This window comes from Streptomyces longispororuber (genome assembly GCF_024448165.1).
In the GTDB taxonomy this organism is placed as follows: Bacteria; Actinomycetota; Actinomycetes; order Streptomycetales; family Streptomycetaceae; genus Streptomyces; species Streptomyces longispororuber_A.
Genome location: NZ_JAMOLN010000081.1, coordinates 20102 through 39859, shown reverse-complemented (window position 1 = coordinate 39859; position 19758 = coordinate 20102). Strand labels below are relative to the sequence as shown.

At 70.6% G+C, this 19758-nt stretch carries 13 protein-coding genes and 1 pseudogene; 6 read left to right on the top strand and 8 right to left on the bottom strand.

Annotated elements, in window-relative coordinates:
* A partial coding sequence (locus M4J07_RS22710; RefSeq protein ID WP_255974807.1) for a DUF5914 domain-containing protein occupies positions 1-989 on the top strand: 989 nt, incomplete at its 5' end.
* Between the two features lie 54 nt (positions 990-1043).
* Positions 1044-2534, top strand: a complete 1491-nt coding sequence (locus M4J07_RS22705) for a cryptochrome/photolyase family protein (RefSeq protein WP_255974805.1) — start codon at positions 1044-1046, stop codon at positions 2532-2534.
* A 28-nt stretch (positions 2535-2562) separates the two neighbouring features.
* Here M4J07_RS22705 and M4J07_RS22700 read toward each other — a convergent pair whose 3' ends face one another.
* Together M4J07_RS22700 and M4J07_RS22695 are read right to left on the bottom strand one after the other, a co-directional pair.
* A complete protein-coding gene (locus tag M4J07_RS22700; RefSeq protein WP_255974803.1) occupies positions 2563-3819 on the bottom strand; it encodes an NAD(P)/FAD-dependent oxidoreductase in 1257 nt (418 codons plus the stop codon).
* Between the two features lie 126 nt (positions 3820-3945).
* Positions 3946-4974, bottom strand: a complete 1029-nt coding sequence (locus M4J07_RS22695; RefSeq protein ID WP_255974801.1) for an SGNH/GDSL hydrolase family protein — start codon at positions 4972-4974, stop codon at positions 3946-3948.
* Positions 4975-5170: 196 nt separating this feature from the next.
* Between M4J07_RS22695 and M4J07_RS22690 the strand changes: the two are divergent.
* The 3 genes and pseudogenes from M4J07_RS22690 to M4J07_RS22680 form a co-directional block, all read left to right on the top strand.
* Positions 5171-5361: pseudogene (locus M4J07_RS22690) on the top strand (IS5/IS1182 family transposase); the annotation flags it as partial.
* Between the two features lie 467 nt (positions 5362-5828).
* A complete protein-coding gene (locus M4J07_RS22685) occupies positions 5829-7259 on the top strand; it encodes an FG-GAP-like repeat-containing protein (RefSeq protein ID WP_255974799.1) in 1431 nt (476 codons plus the stop codon).
* Between the two features lie 621 nt (positions 7260-7880).
* A complete protein-coding gene (locus tag M4J07_RS22680; protein WP_255974797.1) occupies positions 7881-9527 on the top strand; it encodes an MFS transporter in 1647 nt (548 codons plus the stop codon).
* A gap of 204 nt (positions 9528-9731) precedes the next feature.
* Here M4J07_RS22680 and M4J07_RS22675 read toward each other — a convergent pair whose 3' ends face one another.
* Together M4J07_RS22675 and M4J07_RS22670 are read right to left on the bottom strand one after the other, a co-directional pair.
* On the bottom strand, positions 9732-10721 hold the full coding sequence (locus M4J07_RS22675; protein ID WP_255974795.1) for an aldo/keto reductase: 990 nt from the start codon (positions 10719-10721) through the stop codon (positions 9732-9734).
* Positions 10722-10760: 39 nt separating this feature from the next.
* The gene (locus tag M4J07_RS22670) at positions 10761-11984 is read right to left on the bottom strand and encodes a GNAT family N-acetyltransferase (protein WP_255974793.1); all 1224 of its coding nucleotides are present in this window, start codon (positions 11982-11984) and stop codon (positions 10761-10763) included.
* A gap of 67 nt (positions 11985-12051) precedes the next feature.
* Here M4J07_RS22670 and M4J07_RS47950 point away from each other — a divergent pair, with 67 nt between their 5' ends.
* Positions 12052-14778, top strand: a complete 2727-nt coding sequence (locus tag M4J07_RS47950; RefSeq protein WP_308284765.1) for an ATP-binding protein — start codon at positions 12052-12054, stop codon at positions 14776-14778.
* Between the two features lie 135 nt (positions 14779-14913).
* Here the strand turns inward: M4J07_RS47950 and M4J07_RS22655 are convergent, their stop codons facing one another.
* The 4 genes from M4J07_RS22655 to M4J07_RS22640 all read right to left on the bottom strand — a co-directional run bounded on the left by M4J07_RS22655 (position 14914) and on the right by M4J07_RS22640 (position 19652).
* Positions 14914-15972 (bottom strand): helix-turn-helix domain-containing protein, encoded by a 1059-nt coding sequence (locus M4J07_RS22655; RefSeq protein ID WP_255974791.1) that lies wholly within the window; start codon positions 15970-15972, stop codon positions 14914-14916.
* Between the two features lie 21 nt (positions 15973-15993).
* Positions 15994-16971, bottom strand: coding sequence for an alpha/beta hydrolase (locus tag M4J07_RS22650; RefSeq protein WP_255974789.1), 978 nt, complete (start codon positions 16969-16971; stop codon positions 15994-15996).
* A 266-nt stretch (positions 16972-17237) separates the two neighbouring features.
* Positions 17238-18794 carry an MDR family MFS transporter gene (locus M4J07_RS22645; protein ID WP_255974812.1) on the bottom strand — a complete coding sequence of 519 codons (1557 nt, stop codon included), beginning with the start codon at positions 18792-18794 and terminating at the stop codon, positions 17238-17240.
* A gap of 159 nt (positions 18795-18953) precedes the next feature.
* Entirely contained in the window at positions 18954-19652 is a 699-nt protein-coding gene (locus tag M4J07_RS22640) for a TetR/AcrR family transcriptional regulator (protein WP_255974787.1), read from the bottom strand.
* Positions 19653-19758 lie beyond the last annotated feature (106 nt).

Here is a 19758-nt window from a genome sequence, read left to right as displayed (position 1 = left end):
GCCCCCGATTCCCTCTGGCCCTGCGCAGGAATCCGCAGGCGTGGGATCGCCAGGAACCCACCTGGCGCGCAGCAAAGGCTTCCGTGATCGAGGCCGCGCTGAAGCGCTCCCAGACCCGTCCCTCAGGTAACTGGTACGTCATGGGCGCCAGCCGCGACGTGCCCGCCAAGGCGCCTCTCGGCCGAACCGTGGCCGGCCGCGAACTGGTCGTCTGGCGCGACGCGGAAGGCCACCTGGCCGCCGGTCCAGGAGCCTGCCCGCATCTGGGTGCCCCGCTCAAGGACAGCCCCGTACGCTGCGGATCCCTCGTCTGCCACTGGCACGGGCTCACGCTCGGCAGCGCGGGCATGCCCGGCTGGCGAACCCTGCCCGTCCACGACGACGGGGTCCTGATGTGGGTCCGTCTGGACGGCGCCGGTGGCGAGCAGCCCCTGGAACACCCTGTCGTTCCCGCACGACCCGAGCTCGCGCGCTCCGTGGCCGCCGTCTACACCGGCGTCGGCCGCTGCGAGCCCGAGGACATCGTCGCCAACCGTCTCGACCCCTGGCACGGCGCCTGGTTCCACCCCTACTCGTTCGTCGACCTGAAAGTCACCGGCAGCCCTCAGGGAGACGCCGACGACCCGGACCGCTTCGTCGTGGACGTCTCCTTCAAGCTCACCTCCCGGCTCGTCGTCCCCGTCCGCGCCGTCTTCACCGCGCCGGAGCCCCGCACGGTCGTCATGCACATCACGGACGGCGAAGGAAGTGACTCGGTCGTCGAGACCCACGCCACCCCGCTGACCTCGCCCGACCACCCCGCACCCCGCACGGCCGTCGTGGAGGCCGTGATCGCCACCTCCGACCGCACCGGCTTCTCCGTCGCACGCCACGCGTCCGTCGCGCTGCGCCCTTTGATGCGCAAGGCAGCGGGCCGGTTGTGGCGCGACGACCTCGCCTACGCCGAACGCCGCTGCACCCTGCGCACCAAGCCGAACCTTCCCTACTGACCCGCCCCCCAGCGACCACCATCAGAACCGCACGCGCACTGAGGACGACTCGCCATGCCCACGCCCCACTTGATGTTCGGTGATCAGCTGGGAAGCACCTTTCTCCCCGACGAGGCGGATGCGCCGATCATCATGATCGAGGCCCGCTCGGTCTTCCGGCGCCGCCGCTTTCACCGGGCCAAGGCACATCTGGTCCTGTCCGCCATGCGCCACAGAGCGGCGGAGCTCGGGGACCGTGTGCGCTACGTCCGGGCCGAGACGTACCGCGAGGGCCTTCGCGAAGCCGTGCCCGACGGCCGGTTCACCGTGCGCCACCCGACGTCGTACGCCGCGCTGCGTCTGGTCAGATCGTTCCCGGGTGCCACAGTGCTGCCCGCCAGAGGCTTCCTCGTCCCGCACGAGGACTTCCGCGCCTGGGCCGACGAACACGACGCGGGGCGGCTGCGGCAGGAGGACTTCTACCGCTGGGTGCGCCGGGAGCACGACCTGCTGCTCGACGGCGACCACCCCGCGGGCGGCCGCTGGAACCACGATCACGACAACCGGGAGCCACCGCCCAAAGGCACACGGGTCCTGAACGCGCCCAAGCCGTACCGCCCCGGCGAGGACGACATCGACGAGCAGGTACGGCACGACCTGAACACCTGGGAGGCCGAGGAGTCCGTCCGCTTCGTCGGACGCGACGGCCCGAGGCTCTTCCCGGCGACCCGACAAGAGGCACAGGCAGCCCTGCGCAGGTTCGTACAGCACAGGCTGACGGCGTTCGGCCCCTACGAGGACGCGGTGCTGGCACACGACCCCGTGATGAGTCACAGCCTGCTGTCGGCCTCCTTGAATCTCGGCCTGCTCGACCCCGCCGACTGCGTGGAACAGGCGGAGGACGCATGGCGACAGGGTCAGGTCCCGATCAACAGCGCGGAGGGATTCATCCGCCAGGTCGCGGGCTGGCGCGAATACGTGTGGCAGCTGTACTGGTACTTCGGTGACGACTACCGGCACCGCAACGCCCTGCGCCACCACGCGCCCCTGCCCGACTGGTTCCTGCACCTGGACGCGGACGCCGTCGAGGCGCGGTGTCTGAGCACGGTCCTGGCGCAGGTGCGGGACACCGGCTGGACGCACCACATCCCCCGGCTGATGATCCTGGGGAGCCACGCACTCCAGCAGGGCTGGGACCCCGCGGCGGTGACCGACTGGTTCCACCGCTGCTTCGTGGACGGCTACGACTGGGTCATGGTGCCCAACGTGATCGGCATGTCGCAGTACGCGGACGGCGGCCGCATGACCACGAAGCCGTACACCTCCGGCGGCTCCTACCTGCACAAGATGACCGACCTGTGCTCCGGATGCGCCTACCGTCCCACCGAGCGGACCGGGGAGCGCGCGTGCCCGTTCACCGTCGGCTACTGGTCGTTCCTGCACCGCCACCAGGCGCGCCTGGCCAAGAACCATCGTGTGGCGAGGTCCTTGTCGGGTCTGGACCGGCTCGGCGATGTGGCAGAAGTTCTGCGTCTGCACTCCCAGCGTGGTGACTCCCCGCCCTGACGCCTGTGCCTGCCCCCTCCGATGACGCTCACGCCCGGGGCATCAGGTCCGCAAGTACCTCGCGGGCCGCGCGGGCCCCGGAGGCCAGGGCTCCCTGGACCGATCCGGTCGCGCGGTGGTCCCCGCACACGTACCGTCCCTGAGCCACCCGTGTCGTCCGGGACAACGGGTGGGGTGGAGTCATCTCAGGAAGAGCATCCGTGATCGTGCGAGCGGTCAGCAGATCCCAACCGCTCGTGTCCGTCCCGTACACCTCGGCGAGCGCGTCCCGCACCTGCCCGTCACGCCCTTGGCCGCCCGGACCGAGAACCGAGGTCGCCACCAGGCTGTGACCGGCGGGGGCGTACTCCGGCGCCACGTCGCTGAGGACACAGGTGTTCAGGAAGCGGCGCCGCGTGTCGACCAGCAGTGTCGGCTCGCCGAGCGGTGAGCGGGGCGCCACGTGGTAGTAGGTCGTGACGATGCGGTACGCGGGCACCGGCAGTTCGGGCAGCAGGTCGGCGAGGGGCCCGGGCCCGGTCGCGACGACGACCGCGCGGGCAGGGACTTCCTTGCCGTCCGCGGTGAGCACCCCGTCATCGACGAGCCGGGCGACCGGATTCTCACGCTCCACCGCCCCGCTGGGCAGGGCCCGTGCCAGGGAGGCGGGCACCTGCCCGATGCCTTGGGCGGGCAGGCAGAGCGTGCCGCGCACCATGGAACGCCACACCAGATGGAACACCCGGGCGGAAGTCTCCAGCTCGTCCTCCAGGAACACACCGGACAGGAACGGCCGGAAGAAGTCCTCGACGAGCGCGTCCGAGACGCCGGCGCGCGTCAGCGCCGAGCGCACCGTGCCGTCGACGCGGTCGGCACGGTGCTTGATCAGGCGGGCCGGCAGCAACATGTCCCGGCCGGACAGGGCACCCAGGGCCGCAAGATCCCTCAGCTTCACCGGCCGCTCGCGCAGCATGTCGTAGACCACGCGAGGGGCACGCGACGGGTCCCCGAAGCGCACGCGCCCCGTGGGGCTGTCGACCAGCACTCCCGGGGTGAAGGGCCGCAGCCTCAGGTCCTTGAGGACGAGGCGCCGACGGACCTGCGGGTACGAGGTGTTGAACACCTGGAACCCGCGGTCCACCACAAAGTCGTCGACCCGGTCGGTGCGCATCCTGCCGCCGACTTCGTCGCCTGCTTCCAGAACGCGAACACTGAGACCTGCGGCATGCAGGTCCGCGGCGCAGGCGAGGCCCGCAAGGCCGGCCCCGACGACCACGACGTCACGCATCTGTTGTCCTGCGACCATGCGGATTCCTCCGAGCACCGAGGCCGAATTGATCTTTCCCCTGATTCGTCCCGGGCGGCGCTCATGGATGCAGGACCGGCTCGCATCGCCCTCCGCTCTCCGGAGTAGCACGGGTGGCCATGCCCCTCACCATCCCGTTGGCAAGCTCCTGAGGAACGGAGCAAGTCGGGCGGCGATCACCCTATCGTCGCGAGCCGAGGTGTGCCCGTCACAGCCGAGGAAGTCCAGGCCCGACTGATCGAGGAACCAGTAGTGGACCTCACTGTCGCCGGCGTCGTTGCGCGCCTCGACCACCTGTCGCACCTGCTCGGCGTTTCTGTCGAAGCCGACGGCTACGAGGGTGGTGCCGGCACCGTTGCGAATCCGGAGTTCCCGGAGGAACTCTCCGTAGGCGGTGCGGAAGGCGGCTGAGAGGCTGTCGGGCGTCCACGGTTCACCGGGGGTGAGGTCGGAGAAGTCGTTGGAGCCGAGGTTGACCACCACGATCTGGGGGCGCCACGTCCCCGGGTTCTGCCAGACGTCGCCGTCCACGTTCAGCAGGGCGCGGTCGTAGTAGGTCCGGTACGTGACGTCCGGGCAGATGCCGGCGACGTTGCGCACCATGCCGAGGCCGGAGAAGCCGTTGATCTGGTAGTCCGCGTCCAACTGCTGGGCGGTGAGGGCACCGTGGCTCACGTCGCTGTTGGTGTTCCGCTTGACCTGCTCCGGATTGCAGTCGCGGGTGCCCGAGACATTGCCGTAGCCCACCGTGATGGAGTCCCCGATGAACTCGATCTGGCGGTCCCGGGGCGCCGGCTTGCTCAGTACGGCGCCCCCGGGCGCGGCGACGAAGCCTTTGAACGTGCTGGTGTGCCCCGGGGTGTCGTTCCGTTTGACGACCCGGACCGTGTGCTCGCCGTCCCGCAGGCCGTTGATCCAGTGCGTGGTGTCGCCAGGTGTGACCAGGGTGGCGACGGTGGCCCCGTCGACCTGGACGTCGTAGTCCGAGACCGCGCAATCGAGTATCACCCCGAGCCCGGTCCCACGGAACCGGCCCTCGAAGTACACCCCGGGCCAACTGAACTCCACCGCCTTCCCGCGGTCCTTGACCCGCCCTGCGGTGTGCACCTGCTCCAAGACGCTCTTCGCGGGCACCAGTTGCCTCAGCCCTGGCATCGGGTCCCCTCCTCCGAAAGTCATCTGCGTGCCCATCTCTCAGTCCTTGTGACGCGCCGGTGGGTCACGGCTGAACGTCCGACGTTCCACGCCTGAATGTCAACCAGTTTTGTACGGAGGAGAGCGATCAACACGCGTCCGTCATAGGTGACTTGGATGCCAGGCACCTGAACGTGAGTCGCGCCATCCGTCCCCCCTGCGGCGTCGGGGCATCCCGCTGTCATTCCGCAGCCGTCCGACCAGGTTGGTCACCACCTGAGGCGAGGCCGATTCGGAGGCTGCCTGCGAGGCTTCGACCGTGAGGCACGTAGGCGACCGCACACCGTCGAGCGGTGCATCAACCGCCTCTGGCCTTGGCGCGACCTGACCACGCGAGCCGACATGCTCGAGACGGTACGTAGGGCCTCTCCAGCGGGTCGAAAGGTCCCCTTGCCTGCCTTCTGGGCTGGCGCCATGGACTACCGGCTCGCTCACCAGCACAGCGCCTTCATCAACTTTCGACGCTACGTCCCGGATCCGAAGGAGCACGGGTTTCGGTGGGTTGACGTCAAGCACTACCTCAGCGAGCTCGGTGATGAGGCGATTCATGACTAGGGACGCGTGCACGACTGCTTCCACGAGTTCGTACTCATCGACCGCGCCTGTCGCCGGGCCGTCCGCCACCGAAGACGCGAAGTGCACCAAGGCGATGCCGAGTTCGCACCAGATGCCGGCGAACTCCGGAGCTCGCGGGTGAACAGCGGGTGTCGCACATCAAAAGTTCGGATCATGTAACGGAGTCCAGGCAGCACACAACCTTCGTCCACAAGGGCCTGTCTCCTCCTCCGTCACCCACGTTCCCCACAGGAGGACCCGTGCCCCGCCGCACTCTCATCAGCGCCATCGCCGTCGCCGCCCTGACCGCACCCCTCGCCGTCTCCGTCACCGCCGGCACCGCGGCAGCGGCCCCGCAGCCGCCCCGCACCCCGGTCACCGACTTCAACCACGACGGTTTCGCCGACCTCGCCGTCGCCGCACCGCACGGCACTGTCAACGGGGTCGAGAACGCGGGCTACCTCTCCATCGTGTACGGCACCGCCTCCGGGCCCGGCACCGGGCGCCACCAGCTCATCAGCCGCGCCACCCCGGGCGTCCCCGGCGACCTCCAGGGCACGTTCGCCTTCGGCTACCAGATGGTCCCCGCCGACCTCGACGCCGACGGCTACACCGACCTGCTCTTGACCGGCGGCGACGACAGCGGCAACAAGGCGACCGTCCTGTGGGGCTCCGCCTCCGGACTGACCGGCGCGAACACTCTCCTGCCCTACGCGAACTCCGAGTTCGCCACGGGCGACTTCAACGGCGACGGCAAGCGCGACCTGGTCGTCAACGACGTGCCCAGCGACGACCCCGACGTCTCCGGGATGACCATCGACTACGGCCCGATCACCCGCGCCGGCGAGCCCGCGTCCAAGGACAGCATCGTCACGAGCGACGGACCCACCGGCCTCCGCTCCTTCATCACCGGCGACCTCACCGGCGACGGCATCGACGACATCGTCAGCACGCACGGATTCGAGGAGATGACGCACGACGCCCGCTTCTTCAAGGGCGGCCGCACCGGTGTCAGCCACAGCTCCACCAAGCTCGGCACGGCCTACAGCGGCACCGTCGGCGACGTCGACGGCGACGGGTACGGCGATCTGATCACCCGTGACATCGGCGCCGTCACCGAGGTCATCGACTCCGACCCGGGCAGCATCACGATCCAGTACGGCAGTTCGGCAGGACCGACCAACGCGCGCAAGAAGGTCATCACCCAGGCCACCGCGGGCGTCCCCGGGGCCGGCGAGGACGACGACGCGTTCGGCGCCTCCCTCAGCGCGGGCGACGTGAACGGCGACGGCAGGGCCGAGGTCGCCGTCGGCGTCCCCGGCGAAAGCCTGGGCGCGACGACCGGAACCGGTGCGGTCGTGCTGCTCAAGGGCGCGTCCAAGGCCAACGGCGGCATGACCGGCAAGGGCGCCGTCGCCTACCACCAGACCACCGCCGGAGTACCCGGCATCGCCGAGAGCGGCGACGACTTCGGCCGCCAGGTGCGCCTCACCGACCTCAACAAGGACGGCCACGCCGACCTGACCATCACGGCCCCCGGCGAGGACGGCACCTTCACCGACTCGGGCGCCCTGTGGAACCTCCGCGGCTCCAGGACCGGCCTGACCACCGCCCACGCCAGCACGTTCTCGCCGGTCAGGCTCGGCGACCCCGAGAAGGGCGCCAAGTTCGGCCAGCAGCTCGCCGGCTGACCGCCCACCACGTCCGATCGCCACGTCCGATCGCTCGACCGGCGAGCGCCCCCGACCGGCGCACCCTGACCGCGGGTGTCGGGGATGGCCTGACCGTCCGACAGCCGGCGCACGCCCTCCGATGTGCGGGGCGATGTCTTGGGCAAGCAGGCGTCCGTCACGGGGCCCAGCGTGCACGGCGTCTACTGATGGAGCTTGCAGATTCCGCACAGCAGAATTGTGCGAGTAATCGACATGAACAAGCCGCGGAAGAATCCGCCGCCCCAGCCCATCGCCGGCGTGGACCACGCGCTGCGAGCGGCGACCATCCTGCAGATGGAGGGCGGCGCGACCGTGGCACAGCTCGCGGAGTGCCTGGGTGCAGTCCGGTCCGCACCCAAGAAGAAGACCTGGCCGATCAGCCGCAGAGCCCGACTCACCCGTCTTACGCCAAGAACAGTCACATTATCTTCCGCATAGTTCATTGACGCGACGTAAAGCCAAGTGTCATTCTCCACGGCACCACGCCGGTCGCGCGCCGTGCCTTCTCTCCCCCCACCACGTGCGCGGAGCCGAGCGCTTCCACGCTTCGGGTTTCCCGCTTCCACGAGACCCGAAGTCCCCAGTCAGGGAGAACGAGCGATGACACTCAACAACGGGACGACGACGTCCCCGGACCCCACCGCGGAGGCCGCCCGGACACCGGGCTACGCGGGAACGCTGGCCGCCGCCAGCGGCGCGGTCTTCGTGGCCCAGGTGGCGAACGCCCTGCCGGCCTCACTGAACGGTCTGTTCCAGCAGGAGTTGAACACCCACGGCTCCCAACTCACCTGGATCACATCCGCGTTCATGCTCGCGGTGGTGTGCTTCGAGTTCACCTTCGGTGTCCTCGGCGACCTGTTCGGACGCCGCAGGCTCATCCTCGCGGGCACCGCCCTGATCGCCGCCGGCAGCACCGTCGCCGCGCTCGCCCCGACCGTTCAGGTGCTCTGGCTCGGCGCCGCCCTGAACGGACTGGGCGCCGGCGCCATGTTCCCCGGCTCGCTCACCGCACTCACCGCGGTCGCCCGCGACGCACGGCAGCGAGCGCATGCCGTCGCGGTCTGGAGCGGCTTCCTGTCCGCCGGCGCAGCCGTGTCCCCGCTGCTCGGTGGCATGTTCGCCAGGATCGGGACGTGGCGCGGCTCATTCTGGGTGCTCGTCGGACTCGCCCTGATCAGCATGGTGCTCACCGCGGCGCTGGCGACGGAGTCGAAATCACCCGAGGGCCGCAAGCTCGACGTAGCCGGTCAGGTCACCTTCGCGCCCGGCCTCGTCCTGGTGTTGTACGGCGCCGTCGAAGGCCCCGAGTCGGGCTGGACGACCCTGCCCGTCATTCTGTCCCTGGCCTTCGGGGCGATGTTCCTCGCGGCGTTCGTCGTGGTCGAGCTGGGGGCACCGTCCCCCATCCTCGACCTGCGCCTGTTCCGCAGCCGAGCTTTCACCGTGTCGTCCGTCGCCGCGGTCATCGGCATGCTCGCCTTCCTCGGCGTCTGCTTCGCGACGAGCATGTGGTTGGGTCCCGTGCAGCACCAGGACCCGATTCGGGTGGCGCTTCCCTTCCTGCTCCTGCAGGGTCCTGCCTTCCTCCTGATCCCCGTCGTCTCGCGGCTGCTGCACCGAGTCGCCCCGTCCTGGCTCCTGACCTCGGGGTTCGTCCTGATGGCGGTCGGCTGCCTGCTGTGCGCCCGGCTGGACGTCACCGACCCGCGGCTCGGGGCGCTCATGGTGCCCGCTCTGCTGATCGGCATCGGATTCGCCCTGACCATCAGCTCTGTCACGGCCGTGGCCCTGGGCAGCGTGCCCCCGCACCTGGCGGGCATGGCCAGCGCCACCACCAACATGCTGCGTGACCTGGGGTTCGCCCTCGGCCCGGTCGTCGTCGGCGCGGTCGCCCTCAGCGGCGCGGGGTCGGCGTTCACGACGAACCTCTCCGGCGCAGTCCTGCCGGCCGCTGAGACCGCCGCCGCAGGGGAAGTCGCCGCGGCAGGCGGCCCCCTCGCCGTGAACAGCCTGCCGCCGGGCACCCCGGGATCCACTGCCCACAACCTGGCCCTGGATGCCCTGGGCAGCGGCTTCAGCACCGCGTTCCTGGTGTGCGCCGCGGCGGCCGCCGCCGCCGCGGCACTCACCGCCTTCGGCATGATCGGCCTGCCCGTGGGCGATCCCGCCGGGGACGGGATGCCCTCACCGGTGCCGTCCGGCCACAGCGGCCGGGAGGAACCTGCTGCCCGCGCCGCACGCCCCTGACCCCCGCGCCCGCCGGACATCCGGCGGGCGAACCTTCGCGCCCGTCGCTGCCGCAGGGAAGGTCCGGGGCGAGAGCCAACTCGTACCTGGGGAGCCAAGATCTACAGCCCGAGGGTGCGTGACGTGAGCCAACGCCCTGATCGGGTTCGCGACGACAGGAGCACCGGACCGACGGGACACACGTCCCAGCCGCCGGGTCGTAAGTCACCCGGCCACAGCCGGCAGGGCGTGTTCCTCCAGCAGGCCCTCATCACACAGTTCGATCCACAGCTCCGGCGGGACGGGCACGTCGAACGCGGCGACGTTGCGACGTACCTCCTGCGCGGTGCGCATGCCGACCGCGATGGCGGCGACCGCGGGGTGGAGCAGAGAGAAGGCCATGGCGGCCTGCGGGACGGTCACTCCGCGTGCCTCGCAGACATCGGCGATGCGGTGAACACGCTTCTGCAGGGCGGGAGTTGCGGGACCGTAGTCGTAGCGGGCTCCCACGGCCGGCCGGCCGGTGGCCAGGAGGCCGGAGTTGAAGACGGAGGCGGCCACCACCGACACCCCGCGCTCGGCGCAGGCCGGCAGCAGCCCGTCCAAGGCGCTGTGGTCCAGCAAGGTGTGGCGACCGGAGAGCATCACCACGTCCGGATCCGCCTCCCGCACCAGGCGGGTGAGCTTGCCGGTGTCGTGCATGCCCGCGCCGATCGCCCTCACCACACCTTCGGCGCGCAGTTCGGCGAGGGCGGGATAACCGTCGCGCAGCGCGTCCTCGAAGTGCCGTTCGGCGTCGTGCAGATAGAGGACGTCGATCCGGTCCAGGCCGAGACGGGCGAGGGAGTCCTCGACGCTGCGGCGGATACCGTCGCGGGTGAAGTCCCACACCCGGCGGTGAGTGGCGGGCACGGCGAAGGACTCGTCCGTCCTGCCCTGCGCCTCCTGGGGTACGAGCAGTCGGCCGACCTTGGTGGACAAGGTGAACTCGGCGCGGGGCTTGCCGCGCAGCAGGTCTCCGATACGCCGCTCGGAGTGGCCGATGCCATAGTGCGGCGAGGTGTCATAGGCGCGGATGCCTGTCTCCCAGGCCGTGTCCAGCGCCTGGGCGGCGGTGGCATCGTCCAGTGGTTCGAACAGGCCGCCCAGCGGGCCGCCTCCGAAGACCAGTCGGGTGACCTCGACGTCGGTGCGGCCAAGTCGGTGCGTTTTCATCGGTGTTCTCCCTTGTCGTGCGGGTCGTGCGGGCAGTCGTCAGAACGCGGGGAAGGCCCACCCCGACGGATGGAAGGGCTCGCGCGCACCGCGGAAGGCGAGCGAGGCCGCGGTCAGGGCGCCCGGCCGCAGTTCCTCGACGCGCCCCGCCTCGGCCAGCGCCGCCAAGGTGGTGCCGCCCAAGTACGCCGCGCCCAGTTCCGCGGCGCTCACGCGCAGGTCGGCCCGGTCTCGGGTGGGCTCGTACGTGACGGAGTCGCCGTCCGCCGACAGGCGACGGCGCCCTGCGTTCCAGGCGCAGAACGTGTCCTGTACCTCCAGGACCACATCCAGCGGCGCCGAGTAGCGGCGTGCCGTCAGTGCCCGGTCCACATCCACCAGGCGGACCCAGAGGTTGTCGGTCACGGTGGTGCGGGCCGCTCGCGGGTCGGCCAGCAGGTGCCGCAGCGGTTCGTCGACGGCGCCGTCGTAGGCGAGGGAGGCGTGGGCGTCGAGGTCGATGAGGAAGCGCCACAGGGCTGCGTACGCCTGCCGGGAAGCGGCCGCGACCTCGATGATCTGCGCGAGCCCCGGCTTGGAGCGGTACAGGGCGTAGCCGGTGGCCTCTCCCCCGGGCTCCAGGTGGACGGCGTAGCGCAGCTGCGTGCCGCCGTCGCGGGCGCGTTCGTCGTCGGCGAGGCGCGCCTCCCAGTACTTCTCCGTCCGGTCGACCCATCCGACGGCGGTACCGCGTACGGTCTCGTAGACCTTCTCCAGCATCGGCCTGGCCTGCGCGGGGCGGAGCAGGCGGATCGTTCCGTCGCCGAGGTCGGTGCCGGGGCGCAGGGCCATGGACCGCTTGTCGCCCCGGATCTCGGCCACTTGGCTGGCGAGTCCGTATCCGAAGCGGCCGTAGATCGTCGCTTCGGCGGCGTTGAGCGCGGCGACCGGCTCGCCGCCCGATTCGTGCAGGCCGGAGAGCTGCCTGCGCATCATCGCGGTGAGGATGCCGCGGCGGCGGTGGGTGGGCAGGACCGCGACGAGCGTGATGCCGGCGACGGGCGTGATCCCGCCGGGCACGGTCAGGACGCGTCCGTAGACCGACGTACCGCCGACGATCTCCCCGCCGTCGTAGGCGGCGATCGTGCGGTCGGGCTGGAGTGAGACGGCGGCGTTGCGGAGTCCGCCCTCCCGCCAGTCCTGACCGTAGGTCGTGGTGACCATGCGGGCCCAGGCGTCGATCTCGTGGGCGGCGATGGTCCGCAAGGGAAAGGTCGTTGTCATGCTTCGAGCCTGGCCGGGTAAACAGCCGCGGCGCATCGAGCGATCTCCCTATTTATATGCTGGCGCAGTGGTGACGCGACGTGTGGTCAGTCCTGTGTTCGTGGGCCGGGTCGAGGAGTTGAACCAACTGAGCGCGGCCCTCGACTCCGCCGTCGGGCACGGCCCGGCGGTGGCGTTGGTGGCCGGGGAGGCGGGGATCGGCAAGTCGCGGCTGCTCGCCGAGTTCACGCGGTCGTTGGGCCCGGAGGTGCGGGTGGTCACAGGCGTCTGCGCGGAGTTCGGCCGCGACGCCCTGCCGTACGCACCGTTCGTGACGGTCCTGCGCACGCTGCTGCGGGTGGAAGGCGTCACGCCCGGCCCCTACCGCCGGCTGGCCCGCTGGTTCCCCGAACTCGGCGAGAGCGGCGACGACACCGAGGGCGGCAAGCACCGGCTGTACGAGGAGGTCCTCACGCTGATCGAGCGGGTGTCCGCCCACGGGCCGCTCGTCGTCACGATCGAGGACCTGCACTGGGCGGACGCCGCCACCTGCGAACTGCTCGGCTTCCTCGCCAGGAACCTCACGCGACCCGGAGTGCTCCTGACGGTCACCTACCGGCCGCCCGAAGCCGGACCGCTGCTGTCGGAGCTCGTCCGCCGGCCGCGCACCATTCGGCTGCGCCTCGACCGCCTCGGCGAACAGGACGTGGGACGCCAGCTCGCCGCCATCCTCGGCACCGAGCCGGGCTCGGACGCCGTACGCCATGTCCACGACCGCAGCGACGGCAACCCGCTGTTCGTCGAGGCGCTCGCCCGCGCCGACGAGCGGACCCCGGACGACGCCCGCCATCTGCTCCTGGCGGGCCCACGCTCACTGCCCGGACCGGCACACGAGCTGCTGCGCACCGCCGCCGCGGCGGGAGGACGCGTCGGCCACGGTCTGCTTGCCGAAGTGGCCGGGCAGGACGGGGCCGAACTGGACATGCTGCTGCGCGAGTTGGTCGACCGAAGCCTGCTGGTCACGGTCGACGACGGCTATGCCTTCCGCCACGCCCTGATCCGGGACGCGGTGTACGAGGACCTGCTGCCCGGCGAACGTGCACGCCTGCACGGCCGCTACGCCGAGGCCCTTCGCGCCGGCGACGCCCCGGCAGAGCTGGCCGCCCACGCCCTCGCCGCCGGGGACCGCAGCCTCGCGCTGTCGGCCGCCCGCCGAGGAGCCGACCAGGCCCGCGGGTCCTACGCGTACGCCGAGCAGGTCCGTCTGCTCGGCATGGTCGTCGACCTGTGGGATCCGGACGCCGAACTGGGCGTCGACCGTATCGACGTACTGACCGAGGCCGCCGAGGCGTGCATGCTCAGCGGTGACTACGCCCGCGGCATCGACTACGCCGACGCCGGGCTCGCCGCGGTGGACGAGAAACGCGAACCCGAGCGGGCCTCCCTCCTCCTGGAGCACCGTGGCAGGCTGCGCCACCGGCTGAACGCCACCGGTGTCTCCGACTGGGAACACGCCTTGAAGCTGCTGCCTCCCGGCAGTTCGCAACGGGGGCGGCTGCTGGGCGTCCTGGCGATGGGCCTGCTGCCCGAGGTGGACCGGGCCCGTGAGTCGTTCGAGGAGGCGCTTGCCATCGGCCGGGCCACCGGTGACGCCACGATCACCATCCGCGGGCTGCTCGGCGTCGGGTCCATGACCCGTGACCTCGGCATGCTGACCGAGGCCCGCGCACTCGCCGAACGGCTCGACAGCAACGACCTGTTGATGACCGTGCCGATGTACGAGGCCACGCTGCACACCAGAGCGGCCCGCCACCATCGCGCCATCGAGGTCGCCGACGAGGGGATGCACCTCGCCCGCCGTTACGGCCTCGGCCGCAGCCGTGGAGCCGAGCTCGCCCGCTACGCGGGACACGGCCTGATCCTGGCCGGGCGGTGGGACGAGGCGAACACCCTCCTGGAAGAGACCCTTCGGTCGGGCCCACCGCCACAGTCGGAGCGCGGCCTGCGCACCCTCGCCGGATACCTCTCGCTGCTGCGCGGGGACCTGCCGGCGGCAGCCGAGGCCGCGGCCGCCGTCGAGCACTCCGCCGCAGGCAGCCTGTTCTCCCGCCATCAACTGCTCTGCCTGCTCGCCCTTGCCCAGGGCGACGCGGAGCGGGCCGACCTGCTCCTGGAGCGAGCCCTCACCGACCCGGCACTCCACCAGATCTACAGCAGCGACGCGCGGCCCGTCCTGGTTGCCGGCGCCCTGGTGCAGCGGGCTCGACTGTCCCCCCGCGCCGACGCGGGACAGCGGCGGCGGGTGGCGGACCGGCAGGCCCAGCTCGCGGCGGCCGACGCCGCACTCGGCGTGGACGGGAAACTCGACCGGGCCTGGCAGACCATGCTCCGGACTCTGATCGAGGACGACGGCTGGGACCACGCGGTGACCACGTGGCGGCAGCTGCGCCAGCCGTACGAACTGGCGCTCTGCCTGTTCCACCGTGGGCGCACCGTACTGGCCGCGGGCGACCGACCCGGCGCGACGGCCCACCTCAGAGAAGCCGTCGGCCTGGCCGAGGACCTGCGCGCCGCTCCCCTGATCCGGCAGATCACTCAGCTCCTGCGGCCGCGGCCCGCCCAGGACGGTCTGACGGAACGTGAGCGGGAGGTGCTCCGGTTGATCGCCGAGGGGCTGAGCAACCGGCAGATCGCCGCCCGGCTGCACATCTCGCCGAGCACGGCAGGGGTGAACGTCTCCCACATCCTGACCAAGCTGGACGCGGCGACGCGCACCGAGGCCGCAGCCATCGCCTTGCGCGAAGGACTGACCTGATCCCGCCACGACGACCGTCGCTGTACGGGGCCGACTCAGTCGGCTGCACCGGGCTCCACCACCGACGCGGCCCTCGACCCGCTCAGGAGCTCGGCTTCCCTGGCGGCCGAACCCGGTACCGCCCAGCCCAGCGCGTCAGCCCACGGGTTGCGACAAATGCAGCAACAACAGGGCCAGTTGGAGCCGCAACCGCCCTGCCGGAGAACGGAGTTCCCAGCCCAGCAGCGTCTCCGCATGCGCGAGGCGTTCCTGGAGCGTGGAGTGGTGAACAGTGATCGAGACGGCCGCGGCCCGCATGCTCGGTGCCGAGGCGACGGCCTTCAGCGTGGCCGTCATCCATGGGGCATCCGCGAGGGCCTGCCGCAGGACGGTCACATCGGGGTGGGGTTCCGTACCTGGGGCCGCGATCCCTGCGAGAAGGGCAACGGATCCAAGATCCTCCGCATACACGACGCGTGGCCCGGCACCGGGACCACCGGAGTCATCGGCGAACCTGAGTGCGGTCCGCGCCGACTCCCAGGAGGCCGGGAGTTCGAGGACGGGAACGGCCGGCCCGACTCCGACGGGCCCCGGAGGAAACACCTCGAGCCCCGGCCTGGCGTCCGACAGCGCCGGAAGCAGCACCGCACGACCACCCTCGACGGCGGCGGCGCGCGCCTTCGGCGTCCTGGCGAGTCCGAGCGTGCGCGCTGCGTGCAGCCGGGACGCCTGGGCCGCCGTCGCGTCCAGGACGGTCTCCACGAGCGCGGGGTCGTCCGCCCGACCGGGATCGCCGCCCGGAGCGCGGCCACGGGTACGGTCCAGGACCGTGCGCAGGGCGCCGGCCGCCCGTTCGAGGATCACCGAGTCGACCACGCTCGGCGTGCCGCTTCCACTCGTACAGTCTGCCGCCCCTTCAGCGGCGCGCTCCAGCCACAGCGTGGCCCTGCCGTGCGGACTGAGGGCCTCTGACGGCCAGGTGAGCGCGGGCGGCGTGTCGTCGTCGCGGCGTACGCCGTCAGCGGTGCAGCGGATGCGGACCCGCCGCTCGGGGTCGACGAGGCGGGCCGGACAGCCCGCCAGCACGGCCGCGCCCCTGACCAGAGCCTCCGGCCCGGCCCGCTCGGCGACGAGACGGTCGAAATAGGCGATGGCCTTCACCGCGGCACCGGCGTCCGGGTCCAGCGCGGTCAACCGCCCGGCCAGCTCTCTCATGAGCTCAGATTACGTCGCTCGTCACGCGCCGAGCAGCCTGTGCAGCCATCGCAGCCGAGCCGCTCGGGTCTCCTGCGAGAGCGCGGCGTGCGGGGCCATCCCGTCGTACCCGTGGAACGCCCCCGGCCACACGTGCAGTTCGGCCACCCCACCGGCCCGCCAGATCCGGGCGGCATAATCCAGGGTCTCGTCACGGAACGTCTCCGCGGATCCCACGTCGATGAACGCGGGCGGAAGATTCGAGAGGTCCTCGGCCCGGGCGGGCGCCGCGAACGCGGGTACGTCGGCACCCCCACGCCGCTCCCCCAACAGGGCGGTCCATCCTGTCTCGTTGGCCGTACGGTCCCACACGCCAAGGCCGGTCATCTGGTGTGCGGAGGGGCTGTCGTTGCGGTCGTCGAGCATGGGGCACATCAGCACCTGGCCGATCGGCCGCGGTCCCTTGCGGTCGCGGAGCATGAGCGCCAGTGCGGCGGTGAGGCCGCCGCCCGCGCTGCCACCCGCGATCACGATGCGGTCGGGGTCCGCGCCCAGCTCACCGGCGTGCTCCGCGGTCCACAGCATGCCCGCGTAGACGTCCTCCACCCCGGCCGGGTACGGGTGCTCGGGTGCGAGGCGGTACTCCACGGACACGACGACGGCGTCGAGTGCTCGTGCCCACTCCAGAACCGCATCAAGGCCGGCCCGGTTGTCACCCAGCACCATTCCGCCACCATGGGTGTGGTAGATCAACGGCCGTGAGAGGTTGGCTGCACTGTCCCCGGCGGGGTGGCAGATGAGCAGGGACACATCAGGAGCTCCGGCCGGCCCCGGCACGGACCGCTCGTCGACATCGAAGTAGCCATCAGACGTCGGGTCCGACTCCCCGAAGGCCCCGCTGATGGGCGTCTCCCGCAGCCGCGTGATGTCGTCAGCGGTCAGTCCAGGAGCTATGTACTCCCGGAACGTCTCCAGCGCGGCGGCCAGTTCGGGGTCGAACGGCGGGGGTGTGACCTGCACGGTTCCTCCAAGATGTCTGCGGCGAAGTGCCTGATCGCCAGACTCGTCCGGTCCCGGTGGCCGGGACACCCGCCGGGTGGCGGGACCTACCCGCCACCCGGCGGTTGATCCTCGCCGCACTCGTGGCCAGGACAGCAACTACCCGGCAGCCCCACGAACTGAGCCGGAAACCGGCGGCGTGAGCAAAGCCGTCCGGACCGTCCACGAGATCGGGAGGGGTACCGGTCAACCGGTACCCCTCCCGAGACGACTGGTACGCCGTAGGGTCAGCCGACCGCAGCAGACTTGGCCCCGCCGACGCTGTCGGACTCCTCCGCCAGGCGCTCCATGCCACTGGTGTCCTTCAGCGGCTTCTCCTTGATGAAGAACACCGCGATCAGCGCCAGCACCGCGAACGGGGTGGCCACCAGGAACAGGTCACCGGTGGCGACTCCGTAGGCGTGCTCCACGATCTCCCGCATCGGCGCGGGCAGGGTCGTCATGTCGGGCACACCGTGTCCGCCACCCTGGGCAGCTCCGGCCGGGACACCCGCCTCCTGCAGCCCCTTGGTCATCTCACTGGCCACGCGGTTGGCGAGGATGGCGCCCAGCACGCTGGTGCCGATGGTGCCGCCCATGCTCCGGAAGAAGGACAACACGGAGGTGGCGGCGCCGAGTTCGGCGGCGGGCACGTCGTTCTGCGCGGCGAGAACCAGGTTCTGCATCAGCATGCCGACGCCGATCCCCATCACCGCCATGTAGACACTGAGCAGCCCGAAGTGCGTGTCCGCTCCGATCGTGGAGAGCAGACCGAGGCCCACAGCCATGAACACGGCACCGACGATGAGGTAGATCTTCCAGCGTCCGGTGGCGCTGATGATCTGCCCCACGACGGTGGAGGAGACCAGCAGGCCCAGGATCATGGGCAGGCTCATCAGGCCCGCGATCGTCGGGGACTTGCCGAGGGAGACCTGGAAGTACTGGGAGAGGAAGACGGTTCCGCCGAACATGGCGACACCGACGAGCAGGCTGGCGAGGGTGGTCAGCGACACCGTCGGGTTGCGGAAGATGCCCAGCGGGATGATCGGCTCGGGCACCCGCATCTCGACCACCACGGCGGCCACGAGGAGCACCGCTCCCCCGCCGGTCAGGGCCGCGGTCTGCCAGGAGGCCCAGGCGAACTGGTTGCCCGCAAGCGAGACCCAGATCAGGATCGCGCAGACACCGGCGACGATGAGGAACGCGCCCAGGAAGTCGATCTTCGCCTCGCGGCGTGTGGTGGGCAGCTTCAGAGTGCGCTGCAGCAGAACGATCGCGAGCAGCGCGAACGGCACGCCGATGAAGAAGCACCAGCGCCAGCCCAGCCACGAAGTGTCGACCAGGACGCCGCCGATGAGCGGCCCGGCCACAGTGCCGACGGCGAAGACGGCGCCGAAGATGCCCGCGTACTTGCCCAGCCGGCGCGGCGGGATGATGGCCGCCATCACGACCTGCGCGAGAGCGGTGAGGCCACCCGCGCCGATGCCCTGGGCGACCCGGCTGAAGATCAGCAGTCCGACGTCGTGGGAGAAGCCCGCCAGCAGCGAGCCGACCACGAACATGCCCAGCGACAGCTGGAGCAGCAGCTTCTGGTTGTAGAGGTCGGAGAGCTTGCCCCACAGGGGGACGGTCGCCGTCATGGCCAGCAGTTCGGCGGTGACGACCCAGGTGTAGGAGGACTGGCTGGCGCCCAGGTCGGCGATGATGCGCGGCAGCGCGTTGGACACCACAGTCCCCGCGAGGATGGCGACGAACATGCCCGCCATCAGCCCGGACATGGCCTGGAGTATCTGCCGGTTGGACATGGATGTCGGTGGCGCCTCTTGCGGCGCCGTCGTTGTCGTCACGTCGTCTCTTTCGAAGTTCGGCAAGAAAGGGCACACCTCACCCATGCGAGGGGGTGCACCCGTGAGGAATGGAGAAGGGGTTCGGAAGGTCTTGGTCAGGTCAGGTCAGGTCAGTGCCTACGGTGTGGGCAGCCCGGCCGCCAGATGCTCGAACGTCTCCCGGAACACGTCCGTGAAGGCGATCTCGTCCTGTCGCACACACCAGTGCTCGACGGCGACCCGGACGGCCGTGACGCCGACGGCGGCCACCAGACGCGGGTACAGCCCGAGCGCCCGACGCCGCTCCTCGGTCTCGGCCCCGGTCTCCGTCTCGGCCGATGAATGCGATGCCCGATCCGACGAGAACAGGGGCGATCCGGCCCCGATCCGTTCAGCAACCGCTTCCGCCAAGCCGACCTCGTCGGACATGTGCGCACCGAGACTGCGCGCCAGCAGCTCCGGCGACCTGCGCAGCACCTCGGCGTGCAGCCGCCACAACTCCTGCTGCTGCTCGATCTCCTGCAGTTCGACTGCCATGGCGTCACGCAACGCCTCGAGCGGCGTCTGGTCACCCGGCGCGTCGAGGACGGCTCGCCGGACCCGGGCACTGGACTCCGCCCCCACCATGACGAAGACCTCGTCGCGGGAGTCGAAGTAGTTGAAGAACGTGCGCGCGGAAACGCCGGCCGCCTCACTGATCGCGTCGACCGTGACGTGCTCCACCCCGTTCGCCGCGGCCAGTCGCACCGCCGCCTCTACGAGAGCGGCGCGGGTCGCCCGCTTCTTGCGCTCTCGCCAACTGTCTTCCGCAGCAACCTTCTCATCCACACTTTGCATACTACGCAAAAATGCAGACTATGCAATCTTGAATCGGTGCCGACCAGCAGCGCGTCCCCGAGGAGTGGAAGTCGCCGCGCCGCACCGTCACCACGCCGCCGTGACC